Annotated in this window: 15 protein-coding genes; 10 read left to right on the top strand and 5 right to left on the bottom strand. The window is 35.1% G+C overall.

Annotation, left to right across the window (positions count from 1 at the left end; translation table 11 throughout):
- Window positions 1-85 precede the first annotated feature (85 nt).
- Window positions 86-4,192, bottom strand: coding sequence for a hypothetical protein (locus tag CSUIS_RS00520; RefSeq protein WP_152023637.1), 4,107 nt, complete (start codon window positions 4,190-4,192; stop codon window positions 86-88).
- An 864-nt stretch (window positions 4,193-5,056) separates the two neighbouring features.
- Between CSUIS_RS00520 and dapF the strand changes: the two genes are divergently transcribed.
- The 4 genes from dapF to CSUIS_RS00500 are packed head-to-tail and all read left to right on the top strand — an operon-like array spanning window position 5,057 to window position 7,755.
- Entirely contained in the window at window positions 5,057-5,815 is a 759-nt protein-coding gene (gene dapF / locus CSUIS_RS00515) for a diaminopimelate epimerase (RefSeq protein ID WP_086296701.1), read from the top strand.
- A 48-nt stretch (window positions 5,816-5,863) separates the two neighbouring features.
- Window positions 5,864-6,730 (top strand): menaquinone biosynthesis family protein, encoded by an 867-nt coding sequence (locus CSUIS_RS00510; RefSeq protein WP_086296700.1) that lies wholly within the window; start codon window positions 5,864-5,866, stop codon window positions 6,728-6,730.
- Window positions 6,731-6,997 (top strand): flagellar biosynthesis protein FliQ, encoded by a 267-nt coding sequence (gene fliQ, locus CSUIS_RS00505; protein ID WP_086296699.1) that lies wholly within the window; start codon window positions 6,731-6,733, stop codon window positions 6,995-6,997.
- Window positions 6,994-7,755, top strand: coding sequence for a UDP-N-acetylmuramate dehydrogenase (locus tag CSUIS_RS00500; protein ID WP_086296698.1), 762 nt, complete (start codon window positions 6,994-6,996; stop codon window positions 7,753-7,755). Before fliQ ends, CSUIS_RS00500 begins: the two co-directional genes overlap by 4 nt.
- Here the strand turns inward: CSUIS_RS00500 and CSUIS_RS00495 are convergent.
- From CSUIS_RS00495 to leuC, 3 genes are read right to left on the bottom strand one after another with little or no spacing between them, the layout of a single operon-like run.
- Window positions 7,745-8,635, bottom strand: coding sequence for a phospholipase A (locus tag CSUIS_RS00495; RefSeq protein WP_086242314.1), 891 nt, complete (start codon window positions 8,633-8,635; stop codon window positions 7,745-7,747). The genes CSUIS_RS00500 and CSUIS_RS00495 overlap by 11 nt on opposite strands.
- The gene (locus CSUIS_RS00490) at window positions 8,595-9,155 is read right to left on the bottom strand and encodes an NTP transferase domain-containing protein (RefSeq protein WP_086296697.1); all 561 of its coding nucleotides are present in this window, start codon (window positions 9,153-9,155) and stop codon (window positions 8,595-8,597) included. Before CSUIS_RS00490 ends, CSUIS_RS00495 begins: the two co-directional genes overlap by 41 nt.
- A complete protein-coding gene (gene leuC / locus CSUIS_RS00485; protein ID WP_086296696.1) occupies window positions 9,156-10,421 on the bottom strand; it encodes a 3-isopropylmalate dehydratase large subunit in 1,266 nt (421 codons plus the stop codon).
- A gap of 68 nt (window positions 10,422-10,489) precedes the next feature.
- Here leuC and CSUIS_RS00480 point away from each other — a divergent pair, with 68 nt between their 5' ends.
- The 6 genes from CSUIS_RS00480 to CSUIS_RS00455 all read left to right on the top strand — a co-directional run bounded on the left by CSUIS_RS00480 (window position 10,490) and on the right by CSUIS_RS00455 (window position 16,529).
- Entirely contained in the window at window positions 10,490-11,800 is a 1,311-nt protein-coding gene (locus tag CSUIS_RS00480) for an NFACT RNA binding domain-containing protein (protein ID WP_086298535.1), read from the top strand.
- 9 nt (window positions 11,801-11,809) lie between these two features.
- Window positions 11,810-12,031, top strand: coding sequence for a MoaD/ThiS family protein (locus CSUIS_RS00475; RefSeq protein ID WP_086296695.1), 222 nt, complete (start codon window positions 11,810-11,812; stop codon window positions 12,029-12,031).
- A 1-nt stretch (window position 12,032) separates the two neighbouring features.
- Complete coding sequence (locus tag CSUIS_RS00470) at window positions 12,033-12,467, top strand: molybdopterin synthase catalytic subunit (RefSeq protein ID WP_086296694.1); 435 nt, start codon at window positions 12,033-12,035, stop codon at window positions 12,465-12,467.
- A gap of 14 nt (window positions 12,468-12,481) precedes the next feature.
- Window positions 12,482-13,477: an AI-2E family transporter gene (locus tag CSUIS_RS00465; protein ID WP_086296693.1), complete on the top strand. Its 996-nt coding sequence runs from the start codon at window positions 12,482-12,484 to the stop codon at window positions 13,475-13,477.
- A gap of 244 nt (window positions 13,478-13,721) precedes the next feature.
- Window positions 13,722-15,125 carry an aspartate ammonia-lyase gene (gene aspA, locus CSUIS_RS00460; RefSeq protein ID WP_086296692.1) on the top strand — a complete coding sequence of 468 codons (1,404 nt, stop codon included), beginning with the start codon at window positions 13,722-13,724 and terminating at the stop codon, window positions 15,123-15,125.
- A 60-nt stretch (window positions 15,126-15,185) separates the two neighbouring features.
- Complete coding sequence (locus tag CSUIS_RS00455) at window positions 15,186-16,529, top strand: anaerobic C4-dicarboxylate transporter (protein WP_086296691.1); 1,344 nt, start codon at window positions 15,186-15,188, stop codon at window positions 16,527-16,529.
- A gap of 670 nt (window positions 16,530-17,199) precedes the next feature.
- Here the strand turns inward: CSUIS_RS00455 and dnaE are convergent.
- Window positions 17,200-21,186, bottom strand: coding sequence for a DNA polymerase III subunit alpha (dnaE, locus tag CSUIS_RS00450; RefSeq protein WP_086296690.1), 3,987 nt, complete (start codon window positions 21,184-21,186; stop codon window positions 17,200-17,202).
- Window positions 21,187-21,199 lie beyond the last annotated feature (13 nt).

The raw sequence follows: 21,199 nt of genomic DNA, 5'->3' as shown, positions 1-21,199 counted from the left end.
TTGTGATTTTGGTTATACAAATGGGGTTATTTTATCTTAAAAAAGCTAATAGCCTAATAAAATTTAAATATAAATTTGATTTTTATTAAAATTTACTCTCCATTTGAGCCATAATAGAGTGGCTTTTTGCTTCATTAGCGTAATTGCCATAGTAGATTATAGATAAATTTGTATTATCATCTACCTTACATCCTAAGGCTAAGCTTGTATCTATATAGGTGTTAATGAGCTTAGTATCTGCCTTATCCATATTTAAATTTTGATATTTTAAGGCGGTTTTGTGAGTATCGCTTAATAGCCTTTTTACCCCAATTTTTGCCGTGGTGTAAATATTTTCATAATCCTTTTGCCATGCGATGGAGGCTGATAAATTTGGCAAGTTTAGATGAGATTTAGCATACTCTTCATAGCCTAAAGTATAATTGCTTATATTTATTCTATCATAGCCTAGAGATAGCTCTGGGGATATGGTGTTATTATTTTGGTAGATATTGACCCCAAGAGCCGCACTAGCACCTATGGAGCTTAATCTAGCTCTATCTGAATTTAGATACTCTAGCGTCGTTGTCCTAGCCTCATCTAATTTAACTATTTTGCTTTTAGTATATTTATATGCACTATGTAATTTGACATACGCATCTATCCTATCTAACAAATTTAACTCCCCATAGTAGCTAACCCCTGTGTAGTATGATCTATCATCTAAGCTAGAGCTTCTTGGCATATTGGTACTAGCATACTCATAGCCAGTATAAAGTGCCACCATAGCACCTATATCTAGGGTTTTACTAGCTCCTATTAGAGCACCATAAGTATTTGTGGTGGCTTTGCCATTTTGTAAATTTAGCTTTGTATGGCTAGCATATGGCGTAGCAAATCCCACCCAGTCATCACTGCTTAAATCAAAATTTGTTAAATTCAGCTTCCTTAGTATATCCATATGGGTGTTGCTAGATATAGTGTGATTGTTTATCCATACTCGCGGTATATCTACTTTAGCTTTATTAGAGATTATATTTATAGCTTGTCCGCCACCAGCTAAGGTTATACAAGTCATATTCATTATTCCATTATTGTTAAATACCAGCGTATCACAGTTTATACCAATCTCATCGCCCACTCCGATATAGCTAGTGCCATTATGCTTTAATACCATATTATCTAGTGCATGCACGCCACCGGTGCTACTACCTGATGAGACTATGATGGAGTTATTACCAAATTTAATCCCATCTACATTATCCCCAGCTACAAATATCCTATCATCTATATTGGCATTGCCATTAGTGGTATCTATACTGCTTAGGCTAGTCCCGCCTAAGCTAATGCCCCACATAGTAATATCTATATTTCCATTATTATATATTTGAGCACCATTTTGATCTTTAAATATTATCTTGCCGTAATTAGCTAAATTTGATATATTAGCACCAATATCATTATAAATTCCATATTTTTTCGCTCTTATGGTGCCGTGGTTGATTATTCCAGCTATTTTGCCTTTATTTTCTATAGCTTTATCTTGAGTGTATAGACCTACATTCATTCCAGCGTTATTTATCATATTTCCAGTTATCTCGCCAGAGTTTATTAGCTGTTTAATAGTATTTGGCGAGTTATTGATAATATCGCCTACTATCTTACCATTATTATCTATCTTATCTATTGTTCCATCGTTATAAATAGCCGTGCTAGAATGAGATATAATCGTGCCATTATTTTCTATAGTGCCTATGTAGTTATCATTGTAAATTCCATTATATCCGCTTAGAGTGCTACTATTTGTAATCTTTGATATGGTGTTATTATTGCTAATCCCAGCGTGATTTTCGCCTTCTAAATTCGCATTAATTATCAAATCTGTAATCTCGCCGCTATTTTTCACCCCATAATCTAGCCCACTCATATCAGTTTTAATATTAACCCTACTAAGCACACTATCATTATCAATAACAATCGAAGTTTTTTTATCAATCTGTATTTGACTATCTATCTCGCCTATAATTCCGCTATTTTTGATTATCGTTTGTGAGTCGCTTAAGAGTTTTGAGCTTGGCATAAGAGTTAGCTTTTCTATCACGCCTTCATTATTTATAGCTGCTTCCTTGCCACTTATAGTCCCTGAATTAATCAAATTTGAGATTACTGAGCTATTATTTATACCAAATTTATCTCCAGCGATGACGCCTTGATTATCTATCTTATCTATCACTCCGCTATTATCTAGCCCAATCTTTGCAGTTATAGTGCCGTGATTGATTAATGAACCTATTTTATTACTATTATTAATCCCGATTTTACCGCCACCTATAGTTTTAAAATTTTGTAAATTTGCTATTTTGCCTTGGTTGTTTATAGTTTGAATGTTTTTTATATTATCAATGCTAGTGATAATATTTTTATTATTTAGATTATCTATTTGTCCTTGATTTTTAATATCAGCTATATTTCCAGAGTTATCTATTTTATCTATATTTGATTGATTGGTTAAATTTGATATATTTTTTTGATTATTTAGGTTTTCTAACCTGCCTTGGTTGTTAAATTTAGTTATATCGCCAAGATTATCTAGCATAACTATTTTGCCTTGATTTTTAATGCTATCTATTATATGCTTATTAGAGATATTATTTATATCTTTTTCATTTATTATCTCATCTATACTGCCTTGATTATTGATTGTAGTTATCTTGCTTTGGTTGCTAATACTGTTTATATCTTTTTGATTATCGATATTATCAATTTTATTTGAGTTATTAAGTGTGGTTATAGTGTGGGTGTTGATTAAATTTGATATATTTCCAGAGTTATCTATCTTATCTATATTTGATTGATTGGCTAAATTTGATATCTTATCTTTATTATCTAGACTGCTTATACTGCCTTGATTATTTAATCTATCTATCTTACCTTGGTTGTTTATAGTTTGAATGTTTTTTATATTATCAATGCTAGTGATAATATTTTTATTATTTAGATTATCTATTTGTCCTTGATTTTTAATATCAGCTATATTTCCAGAATTATCTATTTTATCTATATTTGATTGATTGGTTAAATTTGATATATTTTTTTGATTATTTAGGTTTTCTAACTCGCCCTGGTTGTTAAATTTAGTTATATCGCCAAGATTATCTAGCATAACTATTTTGCCGCTATTTACAATCCCCTCTTCGCCTAAGATTTTACCGGTGCTTTGGTTTTCTAGCTTCTTAACCACCTTGTCAGATGCCACTTGTAAAGATGGTTTATTAGCACTGCTTTGTATAGTATTTTTATTTATTATCTCTCCTACATTAGCATTAACTTCAAACGCCACTGCACTATTTGATATTAGCTGAGTTTCATTTGTGATCCTATCTTTATCGCTTTGTATGACAAATCCGCTACCTAGATTATGCTTGATGCTAATATCTTTATTATCCCCACCAGCAAGTATAAATCTACCACCTATACTCCCCGTGCCATCTACGCTTTCTATCTCATCTTCTACTATAAGATCTCCACTAATACTTCCAGCGTTATTTAGTTTTGTTATCTTTTTAGCTACTACATTCCCCTCTATAATCCCATAATTATTTAAATTTGTAATCGTATTTGAGACATTTATACCAGTGATTTTGCCACCTTGATTATTATCGATACTCTCTATCGTGCCAAATCCATAGATGGCATTTTGTCCGCTTGTAGTGCTTATGGTGCCTGTGTTGGTTATTTTACCTATGCTATCTACTCCAAAGTTTGAATCTTCTGAACCACTCAATATACCATATCCATTGCTACTTATGGTGCCAGAGTTTGTAATGCTGTTTATTTTACCGCCGCCACCGACCAATATAGCAGCTTTATTGGATGATTTATTCTCTATTGTCCCACTATTGTTTATATTTAAATCATTTGTGGTAAATGCGTATATGCCAGAATTACTACTCGAATTTTCTGTAAATACAATATTACCACTATTTTCAATATCAAAATCACCATTATGATAAATTGTTACAGACCCGCTATTAGTTATAGTGGCACCTTGATTTATACTTAGTTTGCCACCACCAACACCATAAACACCTTCAACGCTAACATCGCTAGAAATAGCACAATCATCATCCCACCCACAAGGGGTTAAATTTATCCAAGCACCAAATAGATAAGTTTGAGAAGCGATAAGAGAAATTAATGATTTTTTAAGCATTGAAGACAAGGATCGAGTAAAATAGTGAAATTTACAAATGCTTTGGCATTACCAAATGTAATACTTGACACACTCTACCCCCCCCCCTATTTACCTTTTATTATAGTATTTTATAGATATTCAAAATTGTATTATATTTAATAATTTTTGTCAATTAAATATAACTTAAATTCTCATTTTATACCCAAAATAGAAATTATTTTTATTTCGCTAAAGCTAAGCTAGTCTTTGCGAAAATTTTATAATAAGAATTTTTTAGATTTTTATAAAAATTTAAATATAAAAGAAATTCTTTTTCTTTTTAAGGGTAACCCTACAAAGTAGGGACTTTCTCAAAGAGAGTGTAAAACACAAGAGGTGGGTCAAGGGTTACACTCCAAATTTTCGCCAAAAACTCCTTCGAGTTTTTTGTTGCGAAAATTTTGTCGCAAACGGCGACTTGTTGCCATGCGAAGTTAAGAATTTTAAGTGGGAAGGGGGACGCTTTTTTGGCAGTTGAGTGGTGCAATAGTCAAACGATACTAACTATCGTTTGACGGCACTACGAAACATAAGAGCAAAGCTACCTTACCCTTCCCCCCCCCCTTTTTTTTTAACAACCCCCAACCCCTTGTAAAAGCCTTTCAATGTTGCTGAGCTAAAGCTCAGATTTAATAAAACAAATTTAAACCAAATAGGGTAACCCTACAAAGTAGGGACTTTCTCAAAGAGAGTGTAAAACACAAGAGGTGGGTCAAGGGAGCGTAGCTCCTTGTCGCAAAGACTAGCTTGGCTCTAGCGAAGTTAAATATTTAAGCAGGAAGGAAAAAAGCGAATTTGAATTTATTTTATGCTAAAATCTCGCATTTTTCTTTAAGGATATTTATGCAACTTTCAAAATACAACGCAAGTGGTAATGACTTTATCATATTTCAAGCTATTGATAATGCCAAATTTTATAGTATTAACCGCAGTGATTTGGCCGTTAGATTATGCGATAGATTTAATGGTGTGGGTGCTGATGGGCTAATCATCATTAAGCGTTCCAAAGGCGATAGTGATTTTGCGTGGGAGTTTTACAATAGCGATGGGAGCGAGGCTGCGATGTGTGGCAATGGTAGCCGTGCGGCTGCGTTATATGCTTATAAAAATCAAATTTGTGATAATAGTTGTAGCTTTGAAACTGGCGCTGGGATTATCCGAGCTACCATTGATGAAAATAGCGTAGAAGTCGCATTAAGTCAGCCAAAAAGGCTAAGTGAGCCATTTTATGAGATGGGGCTTGAGTGGAACTTTTATGATACTGGGGTGCCACATTTAGTGAGCTTTGTAGATGATTTGGCTAAATTTGATTTAGAGATTTGTAAAGCGATGCGTAAAAAATATAATGCTAATGTCAATTACGCTAAATTCGATGGGCAAAGGCTCTTTGTAAGGACTTTTGAGCGTGGCGTAGAAAATGAGACTAATGCTTGCGGCACTGGGATGGCGGCGGCGTTTTTTACCGGATTTGAGAGATTTGGGCTTGATAAAAAGGCTAGTGTAATGCCTAAAAGCAAGGAGATTTTAAGCCTTAGATTTGATGGGGTTAGAATACATTTTGGTGGTAAGGTAAGCCATATTTTTGATACGGCGATATATTAGAAATTTAGCTAAATTTAAGTAGTATTAGCCAAAATACAAAGGATAAATTTGAAAAATATAAGTGTAGCTCACTCGCCTGATGCGGATGATATATTTATGTATAGTGCGATAAATTTAGGCTGGGTTGGTAGTGAAATTTTGCGTTTTAATTCTAAAGCTGATGATATAGAAACGCTCAATAAAAGTGCTTTAAGAGGCGAATTTGACGCTAGTGCGATTAGCTTTGGGCTATATCCATTTATATGGCAAGATTATGCGCTTTTGCGGACTGCTGTGAGCTTTGGTAATGGATATGGCCCAAAACTGATAAAGAAAAAAGGGGTTAATCTAAAGCCAAATTTCAAAGTAGCTTTGAGCGGCGAATATACTACAAATGCGCTTTTATTTAAAATAGCTTATCCAAATGCTAGGGTGATTTATAAAAATTTTTTGGATATTGAGAGTGCTGTTTTAAGCGGAGAAGTCGATGCTGGGGTGCTGATACATGAGAGTATTTTGGAATTTAGTAGTGAGCTATGCGTGGAGCGTGAAATTTGGGATATTTGGTGCGAACTTAGGGGAGATGAGAGCTTGCCGCTGCCACTTGGCGGAATGGCGATTAGAAGAAGTCTTCCATTAACTGATGCCATAGAGTGTGAAAGGGTTTTGACTAAGGCTGTCAAGATCGCTTATGATAATAAAAATTTGCTCTCTAAAATGCTTTTAGAGCGAAACTTAGTCCGTGTCGATGATAAAAAGCTTGAAATTTATCTAAATTTATACGCAAATGATAGCTCTATAAGTATGGATGAAACACAGATAAAAGCCTTAAATAGGCTATTTGAGATTGGTTTTGAGCGTGGATTTTATAGTGCTTTGATAAAAGCTGAGCCAAACCTTATCCCTAGCGAGTATCTAAAAAGTAGGATGAGCTAAATGCAAGGCGATCTAATCGGTCTTGGGGTTGAGACCTTTAAACTGGCTTTATTAATCAGCCTTCCGATGCTAATGGCTGGGCTAATTGCTGGGCTATTAATCAGTATATTTCAAGCTACAACACAGATAAATGAGATGACTTTAAGCTTCGTGCCTAAGATAATTTTGGTCGTTATAGTGATTATATTTTTGATGCCGTGGATGATGAGTTTGATGATTGATTTTACCGAGCGAATTTTAAATATGATACCAACTTTTATACAATGAAGATTGATTTTAGCAAGTATAGCTCTGTGAAGATCGGCGGAGTTTTTGAAGTAGAAGAGCTAAGCGAGATGATCGAGTTTGATGGGGTGATGATAGGTGGGGCAAATAATATTTTGATCTCACCTAATCCCCCTAAAATGGGGATTTTAAGCCCTAAATTTGACTATATCAAACTAGAAAATGGGGTGCTAAAAATCGGTGCTAAAACAAGTAGCGCAAAAATATATAAATTCACCAAAGATAATAATCTAGGTGGCTTTGAGTTTATCAAGAAAATCCCCGGAACGCTTGGGGGATTAATCTCTATGAATGCTGGGATAAAAGAGTATGAAATCAGCCAAAATTTAAAGTGTGTATCCACCTCAAAAGGGTTAAAAAGCAGTAGCGAGTGCGAATTTAGATATAGAGGCTCAAATATTGATGGTGTGATATTTGAAGCGAGTTTTGAGATTACAAAAGAGTTTGATGATGAGCTAAGTGATTATCTAAACCAAAAGCGTGATAATCAGCCAAATGGCGCTAGCTTTGGGTCGTGCTTTGCTAATCCTAAGGGGGATTATGCTGGTAGGCTCATAGAGGCAGCTGGGCTAAAAGGATTTAGGATAGGTGGGTGCGGATTTAGCCATAAACATGCTAATTTTTTGATAAATTATGGTGGTGGCACATTTGAAGATGCCTTAAATCTTATAAATTTAGCCAAAGAGCGAGTTTGGGAGATGTTTGGTATTAGCTTAAGGTGCGAGGTAGTTATCTTGTAAATGCTATGCCTAGATTTATGGCGTTTTGATATTTATCATAGCTTTGAAGGCTCTTAGCATAACCACTAAATCCAGATAGATATAGATAAAATCCATTTTTAATAGGATATAGATAGCCTAACTCTAATGAGCTTTTATTTGTCTTATCAAATTTAAGATTATTTGTAAAAACTGCTTTGAAAATCGAGCCATTATCCATATGATAATCTAAATTTATATCGCCTCTGCCTTTGTAGTTTTGAATCTTTGGGTTATCATCTTTTTTATCGGGAATTCTTTTATATACTCTTGGGGTGATTGTAAGGTTATCTAGCTTAAAATCAACAGCCACATAAACCCTATTCCACGACCTTGATAGCTCATCATCTTTGCCATTAGAATCGTGTAAAAAGCCAAATTTGAGATTGGCTAAATTTGGGTAATTAAGCGGGATTTCTACAAATAATTCAGGCTGATAGTTCGTCTCATAAAATGGGGCCGAATCAGAGTATAGATCCCACCACGAAATTTGAGTATAAGCAAAATAGTAACGCTCATCAAAGCCTAATAAATCATCAAAAATCAGCTTTTTAAGGCTTATTTGAAACTGGCTTGAGATACTCTTTTTTAGGCTATTTGGACTGGAGTATGATAGGGGCATAAAGTAGTTAAGATGATAAGCACTAATCCCCCAAAATAGCTCATCGCTCTTAAGCGTTGTGGTTTGTGGTGGCTGTTTGGCGTCTAAATTTAGAGATTTTTGAGCTGAGAGTTTATAGTATTTTAATGCGTTTTCCTTATCGCCATTAGCTTCGAATTCTAAGGCCTTTTGATATAATTTATCCGCACCAAAGGCAAGATTATAGAAAAGAAATAGAGCTACAAATATTAGCTTTTTCATACTCATCTTTGGTATTTATATTAAAAAACTGCTTGGAATTTTCAAATTCCAAACTCTTAAAACCGCATTTTTTAGCTAAATTTGATAATCTTAAATCCCCATCTTGAATCATCTGCCTAGCTATTATGGCAACGCTAGGATGATAAAATCCGCATAGATAGTGTAGATGTTTGCCATCACTTGCTAAGGCTACTGGGCTATTTAAATTTGATAATTCGCATATGGTTTTGATCTCTACTAGCGGTATATCAGCTGCTATTATAAATACTGGATTATGATAGTGTTTATCTAAATTTGCTATTACAAAAATAGGCGCAAACTCATCAAACCCATCAAGCAAAATAGGTAAAGATGGATTAAATTTACTCTGTTTTGTGGCTACTTTAATATCATCAAAAGCAACTTTTAACCTATCATATAAAAAATGAGTGATACTAGCAAAGCCTCTAAACTCCAGCATGGTTTTATCCACACCCATTCTAGAGCTTTTGCCCCCTGCTAGTATCAATGCATTTTGCACTTATATATCTCTTGGATCTACGATTTTTCCAGCTATTGCACTCGCTGCGGCTACTGCTGAATTAGCTAGATAGACTTCGCTTGTCCTATCGCCCATTCTACCTACGAAATTTCTATTTGTAGTGCTAATGCATCTCTCGCCTGAGCCCAAAATCCCCATATATCCACCAAGACAAGCCCCACAAGTTGGATTACTTACTACCGCTCCAGCTTCTACAAATATATCCATTAAACCCTCTTTTTGTGCTGTAAGGGCAATCTTTTGCGTGGCTGGGGTGATTATTAATCTTGTGTGTTTGGCTACTTTTTTGCCTTTTAGGATTTTAGCTGCGATCCTTAAATCGCTTAATCTACCATTCGTGCAGCTACCTATGAAGGCTTGATCTATTTTAATATCATCTTTAACAGCTTGGCTTATGCTTTTGCCATTGCTTGGCAAGAATGGATATGCTACTACTGGCTCTAGTTTGCTTACATCTATTGTTAGGATTTTTTCATAATTTGCACCCTCATCGCTATAGTGAATTTTAGGCTCACTTCTTAAATTTACCTTGCTTAAAAACTCTTTAGTCACATCATCAACTGCGATTATACCGCTTTTGCCACCAGCTTCAATCGCCATATTACAAAGGCTAAATCTACTATCCATATCTAAATACGCTATAGCATCGCCTGTAAATTCAAGCGCCTTATATAAAGCTCCATCTACTCCGATTTGGCGGATAACCTCTAGTATCAAATCTTTGCCATATATATGCTCTGCTGGTTTACCGATAAACTCAACCTTAATCGTAGGAGGCACCTTAAACCAGTTTTTGCCAGTTATCATCGCATATGCTAAATCAGTGCTTCCCATACCTGTGCTAAACGCACCAATGGCCCCATGAGTACAGGTATGAGAATCAGCGCCTATTATCACATCTCCTGGCACTACAAGACCTTTTTCAGGCATTAAAGCGTGCTCTATACCCATATCTTTCTCATCAAAGAAATTTGGTAAATCATGCTCATAGGCAAAATCCCTACTAATCTTAGCTTGGTTTGCACTCATTATATCCTTTGCTGGAATGTAGTGATCCATCACTATAGCAAAGCCATTTGGATTAGCAAGTTTTTTAGCACCGCTTTGTCTAAATGCTTTTATGGATATTGGCGTGGTAATGTCGTTACCTATAACCATATCTATATTGCTCTCTACGATCTGTCCTGCGAATACCTCTTTGCCTACATGCTCGCTAAAAATTTTTTCTGTTATTGTCTGTTTCATATCTTTCCTTTAAATTTTAACCAAATTTCGTGATTGAATTGTAGCAAAATTTTGGTATAATCGTGCTTATGAAATATAAAATTTTAACCCAAATATCAGAGTTCTTGTCTAAATTTCATAAAATCTCATCTATTAAAAGAGTAGGCGATCTTATGATTGCGATTAAATTTGATGGGAGTTATGAGCTGATATTTGATCTAAATAAATCCCACTCATCTATCTATAAAAGCGAACAAATTCAGATAAAAGAGTATAAAGCCCCTTTTGATATTTTGCTTAAAAAGCGTTTAAATTCAGCCAAAATCCTAAGCATACAGACCTTACCAAATAACAGAATACTCGCTATCAAAACAGCCTTTAGTGGCTCATATAAGCAGGTTATTAGCACCCTTTATTTGGAATTTACAGGGCGATTTACCAATGCGATAATATGCGATGAAAATGGGGTAATTCTAGAAGCCCTTAGCCACTTTGAGAATGCTAAAAGAAGTATAAAGGTTGGTAAAATTTTAACCTTGCTTGATGAAGTTCAGATAAAAGAGAAGCCAAGTGAAATTATAGAGGATTTTGATAGATATTTTATAGATGAATTTAGCAAAATCACTCTAAATAATCTTAATCTATTAAAGGCAAATAAGATCGCAAATTTAGATAAAAAAATTGAGATTTTAAATAGAAATTTATCCATCTTAGAAACCAGCCAAGAGCTAGAAAATAGAGCCAAAGAGCTTAATGAAATGGGAAATTTGATAATTTCAAATTTACATAATTTAAGCAATTATGAGCGTGATTTAAGGCTTATTGATTATGCTGGAAATGAGGTTCAAATCAAGATAGATACTCAGCCTAAAATAGCTGCAAATGAGATGTTTAAAACTAGTAAAAAATTAAAACAAAAAGCAAGTAATATCGAAATTCAAAAAGAGAATTTACTAACCAAGCTAGAGTTTTTAAATTCCTTAAAAAATGCGATAAGCTCAAGTAGCGATATAAGCGAAATAGAGATTTTATCCCCTAAAAAGCAAGGGCAAAAAAGCCAAGATAAATTTAGCGATTTAGTAGAAAATTTCTATATCAATGGCTATAAAATCAGCCTTGGAAAAAGCCAAAAAGGGAATGAATTTTTACTAAAAAATGCCAAAAAAGATGATTTTTGGTTTCATCTAAAAGATCGCCCTAGCACCCATGTGATAATAAAATCAAATAAACAAAATTTAAGCGATGAAGTAGCGCTCTTTGCAGCAAAATTATGCGCAAAATTTAGCACCAAATCAGCTGGAGTTTATGAGGTTGATTACACAAAAAGACAAAATGTCAAAATCCAAAATGGAGCCTTTGTAAATTATATAAATTACAAAACTATATCAATTAAAATTTAAAGGAAATCTATGGTAAAAGTGGAATTTTTAGGGCCAATTGGCGTTAGTGCGATGGAGCTGGAAGTCAAAAATTTAGCTGAATTAAAAGAGATTTTATCACAAAATTCTCAAATTTCAAAATGGCTAGAGCTATGCGCTGTAGCCTTAAACGATGAGATAGTAAGCGATATAAATCAAGAGTTAAAAAATGGCGATAAAATCTGCATTTTACCACCAGTTTGTGGGGGCTAAAATGGAGCTATATGATGGAGCGTTAAATGCTAATGAGATTACAAACCGCTGGTATAATGATAATAAGCTAAAAAATTATGGAGCCATTATGAGCTTTGTGGGCGTGGTGCGTGATGAAGGCGGGATAGAGGGACTTAGCTTTGATCTATATGAGCCGATTTTAAAATCGTGGTTTGATCGTTGGCAAGAAATAGCAAAGGCTCAAAATGCCATAATTTTAATGGCTCATAGCAAAGGGGATGTGGCTGTGCATGAGACAAGCTTTATAGCTGGAGTTTGTAGCCCACAAAGAAAAGTCGCCTTAAATCTCATAAATGAATTTGTGGAGGACTTTAAGGCAAATGCCCCCATATGGAAGTATGATTTAGTAAATAATGAGAGAATCTACGCTCTTAAAAGAAGTCAAAAGCTACAAAACGCTGGTATTTTGGCATAGGTAAAGGAGTAAATTTGAGATTTAATCTAGTTGCGATTGCTAGTTTTGTTATTATAATTGGCGGACTTAGCCTAGCTAGTTCTATTGTGGTGCCATTTTTACTTGCAGTTTTTATAGCTATTATTATTTACCCAATTTTAGAGCTTATGAGTAAAATTCACATTAACCGCTTCTTTGCCTTTATCATTTTGATTGGAATTTGCGGTAGTGGGCTTTGGTTTTTAGGTAGTGTAGTCGCTTCAGCAATTTTAAAATTTAGCACCGATTTGCCACTTTATAAGACCAAAATTGATATATTTATAGATAATCTTATACTTTATGTTAAAGATAGAGCAGATATTAATATAAGCAATAATATACTAAGCTTTATAAATATAGATAAATTGATTACAACCACATCAAATTTACTCCTTCAAACAGGAAGTCTTGTTACGCAATCTTTTTTAGTCTTTTTGCTTTTAGCTTTTATCTTATTTGAGTCTCAAATTTTTAAAGATAAGGTTGCCTATTTTGCCGCCAAAGACCCAACTACACTTCATATAGCCAATACATTTATATCAAATTTAAAACGCTACCTAGCCATCAAAACCATCTCATCTATCGCCACTGGCGTGATTGTGTGGGGATTTTTAGTGCTCTTTGATGTGCCTCACGCCTTGCTTTGGGCGATTTTAGCTTTTATACTAAATTACATACCAACAATTGGCTCCATCATAGCAGCAATCCCAGCAATTTTAGTAAGCCTAGCAGTAAATGGTCTAAGCGTAACTTTATGGCTTACGCTTATCTATTTGATGGTAAATGTGGCTATTGGAAATTTCATAGAGCCTAAATTTTTAGGCAAAGGACTTGGAATATCGACTCTTGTTGTGATTTTAAGTTTGCTTTTTTGGGGATTTGTATTTGGGATTGGCGGAATGTTTTTAGCTGTGCCACTAACTATGAGTATCAAAATCGCCCTAGATGCAAACCCAAGAACGAAATTTATCTCCGTTTTACTAAGTAACTAAGATATAAGGCTCATAAATTTACTCTTTATGGGCTTAGCTTAAAATAAATTTAATTTTATTTTATATTAAATATTTTTAAAAAATATATTTTAAAAATAGCAAAAATATTATATTTGATAAAATTTTTAAATAGAATTTTACCCCCATAAATTCACTATTTCAGATGATTTTTACCGATTTTAAAAATATATTAAGTTACAAGGCGTTAAAATTCTATTTGAAATCATTAATCAAAGGAGAAGTAATGGGTACAAGAAAAGAACACGATTTTATAGGCGAGTTAGAAATTAGTGATGATGTCTATTATGGCGTCCAAACATTTAGAGCAGTTGAAAATTTCAACATATCTCACGATAGGTTAAAAAATTTCCCTAGATTTGTCCGTGCTATCACAAGAGTTAAAAAAGCAGCTGCGATGGCAAACTGCGAATTAGGTCTTTTAGATAAGGAAAAAGAGAGTGCTATAATAGCAGCTTGCGATAAAATTCTAGCTGGTGGATACTATGATCAGTTTGTAGTAGATATGATCCAAGGTGGAGCTGGAACTTCAACAAATATGAATGCTAATGAAGTTATAGCCAATATCGCTTTAGAGCATTTAGGTCATAAAAAAGGCGAGTATCAATACCTCCATCCAAACGACCATGTAAATTTAAGCCAAAGCACAAATGACGCATATCCTACAGCACTTCACTTAGCACTACATGATTATTTAACTGATTTAGCCACAGCTATGGGATACCTTAAAAAATCTTATGAGAGAAAGGCTGAGGAGTTTAAAGATGTGCTAAAAATGGGTAGAACGCAACTTCAAGATGCGGTGCCTATGACCTTAGGGCGTGAGTTTAAAACCTTTGCGGTTATGATAGGCGAAGATATTGAGAGGATATTAGAAGTTAGAAAGCTAGTATTAGAAGTAAATTTGGGCGGAACTGCGATAGGTACAGGTATCAACTCTCATCCAGACTATCCAAAAGTAGTAGAGAAAAAATTAAGAGAGGTAACAGGCCATGAGTATCAAGTCGCAGAAGATTTGATAGAAGCCACTCAAGATACTGGCGTGTATGTCCAAATTTCTGGTGTGTTAAAAAGGGTAGCTACAAAATTATCAAAAGTATGTAATGACCTAAGACTTCTAAGCTCAGGACCAAAATGCGGTCTAAATGAGATAAATCTACCAAAAATGCAACCAGGTAGCTCTATTATGCCTGGAAAGGTAAATCCAGTTATCCCTGAAGTGGTAAATCAAGTTTGCTACTCAGTTATCGGTGCTGATGTTACCGTAACATTTGCTTGCGAAGGCGGTCAATTACAACTAAATGTATTTGAGCCAGTTGTGGCTTATAGCCTATTTAACTCAATTATTATGCTAGAAAAAGCTATGAAAACTCTAGCTGATAAGTGTATCGATGGAATTACAGCTAATGAGAAAATTTGTAGCGATTTTGTCTATAACTCTATTGGTATCGTTACAGCATTTAACCCATATATCGGCTATGAAAAATCAGCAAGTATCGCTAAAGAAGCCCTTCAAACAGGCAAAAGTGTAGCAGATATATGTCTAGAGCGTGGATATTTAACAAAAGTAGAAATTGATAAAATTTTAACCCCTGCAAATATGCTTAATCCGCATATGGGCGAGAAATAATATAAATTTAAATTCAAATCTACTAGAGCTATCTAGCAGATAAATTATAAGGAGAGTTTTATGGATTTTGTATTAATTTTACAAATCGTGGTCTTACTAGGCGCTATCTTTGTAGGTATTCGCCTTGGTGGAATTGGTATTGGTTACGCTGGTGGTATCGGCGTTGTTATTTTAGGTCTTTGTCTTGGTATGAAGCCAGGAGCAATCCCTTGGGATGTTATCTTGATTATTATGAGCGTTATTGCCGCTATTTCAGCTATGCAACTTGCTGGCGGCTTGGATTATTTAGTTCAAATAGCAGAAAAAATCTTACGCTCAAATCCTAAATATATAAATTTCCTAGCTCCGACTGTTACATACTTTTTGACAATTCTAGCTGGGACAGGACATACGGCATTTTCTATGATACCAGTTATCGTTGAGGTTGCTAAAGAGCAAAATATCAAGCCTTCAGCTCCGCTATCAATCGCAGTTGTATCAAGCCAAATCGCAATTACAGCTAGTCCGGTTAGTGCGGCTGTTGTATATATGACTGGCGTGTTAGAGCCACTTGGTTGGAGCTATCCAACTTTGATTGGATTATGGCTAGTAACTACATTTGCTGGTTGTATGCTTACTGCTTTGATAATCACTCTATTTTCTAATCTTGATCTAAGCAAAGATCCAGTCTATCAAGAGCGTTTAGCTCAAGGTTTAGTCAAACCTTCAATAGGCGTTCAAAATAAAGAGCTAAAACCAGGTGCTAGACTATCTGTTGGTATATTTTTAATTGGCGTTTTACTAGTGGTTTTATACGCTACAGCGATCTCAAAAGTAGGCGGTAAGCCAGTTCTTATAGAAAATGTCGTGGTGCCTAGAGATGCTGCTATTATGAGCTTTATGCTTGGTGTGGCTACATTTATTACAATATTTTGTAAAATTGAAGTTGGCAAAGTAGCTGATACTAGCGTATTTAAATCGGGTATGGTAGCGTGCGTTTGTGTTCTTGGTGTTGCGTGGCTTGGAAATACATTTGTCGGTGGATATACAGAAGAGATCAAAACTCTAGCTGGAGATTGGGTTAAGGCTGTTCCTTCGCTACTTGCTGTTATATTCTTCTTTGCGGCTATGCTTTTATACTCTCAAGCAGCTACTGCTAAAGCTATCACTCCAGTGGTTATAGCAGCTCTTGGCATCAGCACTACTAATCCAGGCGATGCCTATATGCTAGTTGCATCTTTTGCTGCTGTTTCAGCACTGTTTGTATTGCCTACATATCCTACACTTCTTGGAGCGGTTCAAATGGACGATACAGGCTCTACAAGACTTGGTAAATATGTATTTAATCACGCCTTCTTAATCCCTGGTGTTTTAGCCATTGCTTTTTCTGTCGTATTTGGCTTTATCGCTTCTGTACTTGTGTAATTAATCTTCCCTAGGCATAACCTAGGGATTTTTTAATAAAATTTTCGCAAAAGCAAAATAACCTAAATGGTTGTTTTGTGGCGAAAATTTGGAGTGTAAGTTAAGGGGGAAGGGCAAGGTAGCTCCGCTCTTATGTTTCGTAGTGCCGTCAAACGATAGTTAGTATAGTTTGACTATAGCGCTACTCATCTGCCAAAAAGCGTCCCCCTTCCCACTTAAAAAGAAAATTAATATAGATTGTTTTATTTTTTTAAGACTAGATTAGGCTTAGAATAAAAATCAAAAAAGGTTTAATATTTCAAACTTTTTTAAATTCTTTTCTTTAAGGGACAGGGGAAACTAAAATTTGAAAGCCAAAACAGTTTCCCCTATCCCTTAAAAATCCCAACCCCTTCCCAGTTTGGCATTTTTATTTTTACTCCAAATTTTCGCCAAAAACTCCTTCGAGTTTTTGGCGAAAATTTTGTAAAAGCCTTCTAAGGTTGTCAAGCTATCGCTTGACTATTTTTTTACTTCTTACGGCAACAAGTTGCCGTTTAAATTTGGAGTATAAATCAAATTTAAAGCAATACTAACATTAATCTATTTAACTTCGCTATAGCTTAGCCATTTCTTAGGGCTTTACTTGCTACCCTTAAAGAGTAATAATAAATTTGGCAATCTATTTAATCTACCCAGCCAAAAGAGTATTTAGCTCATTTTGAAATTCATCAGTTACGCTAAATTCAGTTACAAACTGCATAATCTGAGCCCTATTTTCATCCACAACCCTTAAAATCAAGCTCTTTTTATTCCCATTTGTAGCATTATATCTACTAGCTAATTCATAAATTTGATTAATTTTACTCCTATTTAAACTGCTTAATTTCAAATCAATCTCTAGCTTGCCAACTATATTAAAGCTAGGCTCTTTTTCTACCTCGTCTTGCTTTTGAGCTCTCTTTTTTGGTGCGTTTCTAAGGGCTATATCTCCATTTTTTGCCTCATCTATATCGATTATTTGATTTATAATCATCTTAGAATTCGCATCTCTTGGTGGCGTGATTTTTAACGCATATAATCTACTTGTATCGCTTATCTCACTAGCTTGCATACACGCCACATCAAAGGCGAACATATCGGCATTTGAGCTTTTATCTGCTACGCTTAGCACCGCCATTTTGCCGCCAGATTTAGTATCCTTAATAGAGATATTATTTATCTTAGCAATTATAAGGTGCTCACCACCTTTAGCACTTTTTAATATATCCACGATACTAGAGTGCTTAATGCTATCAAAATACTCTTTATTCTCACTTATCTCTTCAGCAGTGATTTTGCTAGATTTTAGCGTTATTTTAGTGTTTTGTGCCTCTTCAAGGGTGTAAATTTCATTTACTTTTAGTCTGATTTGTTGCTCATCTTTATTTAAAAGCATTTTAAATACAAGTGGTTTATTTAGCTCATCTTTTGGCAAGGCTTCGATCTTTTGCATATGAGAAAACACCGTTGCTTCCATACTTCCTTGCATATCAAGAATGGCGATTATACCCATTTTATTGCCAGATTTAGTTATCTTTACAGATATATCTTCAATCTTACCTATAACGATAATCTCACTTCCATCATCAATGCTATCAAATTCTGATGAATTCGTATGCGAAATCGCTTCAATACTACTTCTAAACTCATCAAGCGGATGTCCGCTAATATAAACGCCTAAAAACTCCTGTTCAAAGCCTAAAAGCTCCCTTTGGCTAAATTCATCTTGAGCTAAATTTAAGCTTAGCTTTATATTATTCATACTCTCATCATCGCCAAATAGTGAAAACTCAGCCTCTCTTTTAATATCAGAGCTTTTTTTAGATTGGTCTGTTATATACTCAAGATTTTGCATTAAGGTCTTTCTAGAATAGCCAAATTCATCTAAAGCACCCGATTTTATGAGTGCCTCATAAACACGCTTATTTACAGCGGTGCAATCGCTTTTAGATACTAAATCTTCTAAGCTATCTAATCCGGTTTCTCTAAATGCTATAATATCATCAACCGCTGAGCCACCAACACCCTTAATGGCTCCTAGACCATAGATAATAGCGTCATTACCATCACTATTAATAACGCTAAATTCACTTTTGCTCTTGCTAACGCTAGGGGGAAGTAGCTCGATATTTAAACGGCGAATCTCCTCTATATATTTAGTGATTTTATCAGCGTTATTCTCTTCACTAGTAAGAAGAGCTGCCATAAATTCAGCCGGATAATATGTCTTTAAATATGCCGTTTGGAATGTGATAAGTGCGTAAGCTGCTGAGTGGGATTTATTAAACCCATACTCTGCAAATTTCATAATCAACTCAAAAAGCACATCAGCCTTATCCCTATCAAATCCATTTTTAGAAGCACCATCTAGATACTGAGTTTTTAGCCTTAGCATCTCATCTTCTTTTTTCTTACTCATAGCCCTACGCACTAAATCCGCTCCACCAAGGCTAAATCCACCCACGGTTTGAACTACTTGCATAACTTGCTCTTGATAGACTATAACCCCATATGTAGGCTCTAGTATCGGTCGCAAGGCATCAAAGGCGTATTCTACACTCTTTTTGCCATGTTTAATATCTATAAAATCATCCACCATTCCTGAATTTAAAGGCCCTGGGCGATAAAGAGCAATCATAGCAATAACATCTTCAAAGCAGTCTGGTCTTAGCTTTGCAGCTAGCTTTTGCATACCACTTGATTCTATTTGGAAAATTCCAAGGGTATTGCCACTTTGTATGGTTTCATAGGTTTTAGGGTCGTTAAAATCGATCTTTTCCCACAATATATCTTGATTAAATCTAGCTTTGACTAGCTTAATTGCATTGTCGATTACGGTTAAAGTTTTAAGCCCTAAAAAGTCAAATTTGATTAGATCCACCTCTTCAAGATAGTCCTTGGCATACTGCGTTACATAATGACCATCTTCAGCGTTGCTTTGTCTCCATAGTGGGGCTTTTTTCCATAATTCTTCATTGCTAATTACGATACCAGCAGCGTGCATACCTGGGTTTCTATTTAACCCTTCAAGCTCGCAAGCATACTTCCACACGCTTCTTGCTAGCTCGTTGTTTTGTATTAACTCCCCTATTTTAGGCTCTTTTTCAAATGCTCCAGGCTCAAATTCACCCTTTTTATTAGTATAGCCTTGTAAGGCAATACCTAGCTCGTCTGGAATGAGCTTTGCCATCGCATCAGCTTCAGCATATGGCATACCCATTACTCTAGCCACATCTCTTATAACGCCTTTGGCTAAAAGCTTACCAAAAGTAGCCACTTGAGCGACATTATACTGACCATACTTTTGTATCACATAATCAATAACTTCACCTCTGCGATTTTGACAAAAATCCACATCAATATCAGGCATACTAATACGCTCTGGATTTAAAAATCTCTCAAATAGCAAATTATATGGGATTGGATCAAGGTCAGTAATGCGAAGCGCATAAGCCACCAAGCTTCCAGCTGCTGAGCCACGCCCAGGGCCTACTGGAATGCCACGCTTTTTAGCCTCATTGATAAAATCAGCCACGATTAGCATGTAGCCCGGGAATTTCATATTTTTAATAGTTGAAATCTCTAGCTCAAGCCTATCTTTGTAAATTTGATGTTTGCTAGGATCAATAAACTCTAAACGCTTCTTAAGCCCCTCTTTACACTCATACTCAAACAAAACCCCATCATTATCCAAATCATACTCCATATCTGGATTTGGCAATGGTAGATCTCTATTTTTAGCGTATTCTTGGGTAAATTTGAAATTTGGCGGAGTGGCATTGCCTAATTTTATCTCCAAATTACACTTATTTACTATCTCTTGAGTGTTGGATACAACCTCTGGAATATCAGCAAAAATCTCGCTCATCTGCTCAGGAGATTTAGCATAAAATTCGCTCAAAACTTGCTCTCTTACACTCTCATCAAAATTTTTATTCGCTGAGATATAGACAAAGATTTTTTGAGCTATGGCGCTATCTTTATTGGTGTAGTGAGCGTCATTTGTGGCGATTAGTTTTATGCCTGTTTCTTTGGATAATCTGATAATATCGCTATCTATTCGTTGCTGGTCAAATATCCCATGACGCATAATTTCAAGATAAAAATCATCGCCAAATATATCTTTATACTCTAGTGCTGCAGCCTTGGCAGCTTCATATCCACCAGCGCCTCTTTTGATATTTCTCTCACTTAAATTTAGATGGAAATTTACCTCTCCAGCTAAGCACGCTGAGCTACAAACTAACCCCTGACTATGCTCTCTTAAAAGCTTTTTATTTATCCTTGGATAGTAGTAATATCCCTTTATATAGCTCATTGAGCTTAGATACATTAAATTTTGATAGCCTATCTCATCTTTAGCAAATAAGCAAAGGTGAAATCTATATCTACTCTCTTTAGAGGCTATATCATCGCTATTGTGTATATATGCCTCAAGTCCGATAATTGGCTTTATCCCTTCAGCCTTCATACCCTTATAAAACTCAATCGCACCAAACATATTTCCGTGGTCGGTAATAGCACAAGATTTGATATTTATCTCTTTTAATCGTTTGGCTAAGGTTTTAATCTTATTAGCACCATCTAATAAAGAGTATTCGGTATGCAAATGCAAATGGGTAAAATCCAAGCTCATAGCTATTCCTAAA

This window comes from Campylobacter porcelli, from assembly GCF_002139855.1.
GTDB lineage: Bacteria > Campylobacterota > Campylobacteria > Campylobacterales > Campylobacteraceae > Campylobacter > Campylobacter porcelli.
Note: the sequence above shows the minus strand (reverse complement) of the source record. Positions and strands in the feature narration are given on the sequence as shown.

What these genes read in the sequence shown, in the direction of transcription:
- fliQ (WP_086296699.1), top strand. Translation starts at nt 6,731, where the DNA reads ATGCAAGGCGATCTAATCGGTCTTGGGGTTGAGACCTTTAAACTGGCT.
- CSUIS_RS00475 (WP_086296695.1), top strand. Translation starts at nt 11,810, where the DNA reads ATGGTAAAAGTGGAATTTTTAGGGCCAATTGGCGTTAGTGCGATGGAG.
- leuC (WP_086296696.1), bottom strand. Translation starts at nt 10,421, where the DNA reads ATGAAACAGACAATAACAGAAAAAATTTTTAGCGAGCATGTAGGCAAA.
- CSUIS_RS00500 (WP_086296698.1), top strand. Translation starts at nt 6,994, where the DNA reads ATGAAGATTGATTTTAGCAAGTATAGCTCTGTGAAGATCGGCGGAGTT.
- CSUIS_RS00520 (WP_152023637.1), bottom strand. Translation starts at nt 4,192, where the DNA reads ATGCTTAAAAAATCATTAATTTCTCTTATCGCTTCTCAAACTTATCTA.
- dapF (WP_086296701.1), top strand. Translation starts at nt 5,057, where the DNA reads ATGCAACTTTCAAAATACAACGCAAGTGGTAATGACTTTATCATATTT.
- CSUIS_RS00470 (WP_086296694.1), top strand. Translation starts at nt 12,033, where the DNA reads ATGGAGCTATATGATGGAGCGTTAAATGCTAATGAGATTACAAACCGC.
- aspA (WP_086296692.1), top strand. Translation starts at nt 13,722, where the DNA reads ATGGGTACAAGAAAAGAACACGATTTTATAGGCGAGTTAGAAATTAGT.
- CSUIS_RS00495 (WP_086242314.1), bottom strand. Translation starts at nt 8,635, where the DNA reads ATGAAAAAGCTAATATTTGTAGCTCTATTTCTTTTCTATAATCTTGCC.
- dnaE (WP_086296690.1), bottom strand. Translation starts at nt 21,186, where the DNA reads ATGAGCTTGGATTTTACCCATTTGCATTTGCATACCGAATACTCTTTA.
- CSUIS_RS00455 (WP_086296691.1), top strand. Translation starts at nt 15,186, where the DNA reads ATGGATTTTGTATTAATTTTACAAATCGTGGTCTTACTAGGCGCTATC.
- CSUIS_RS00480 (WP_086298535.1), top strand. Translation starts at nt 10,490, where the DNA reads ATGAAATATAAAATTTTAACCCAAATATCAGAGTTCTTGTCTAAATTT.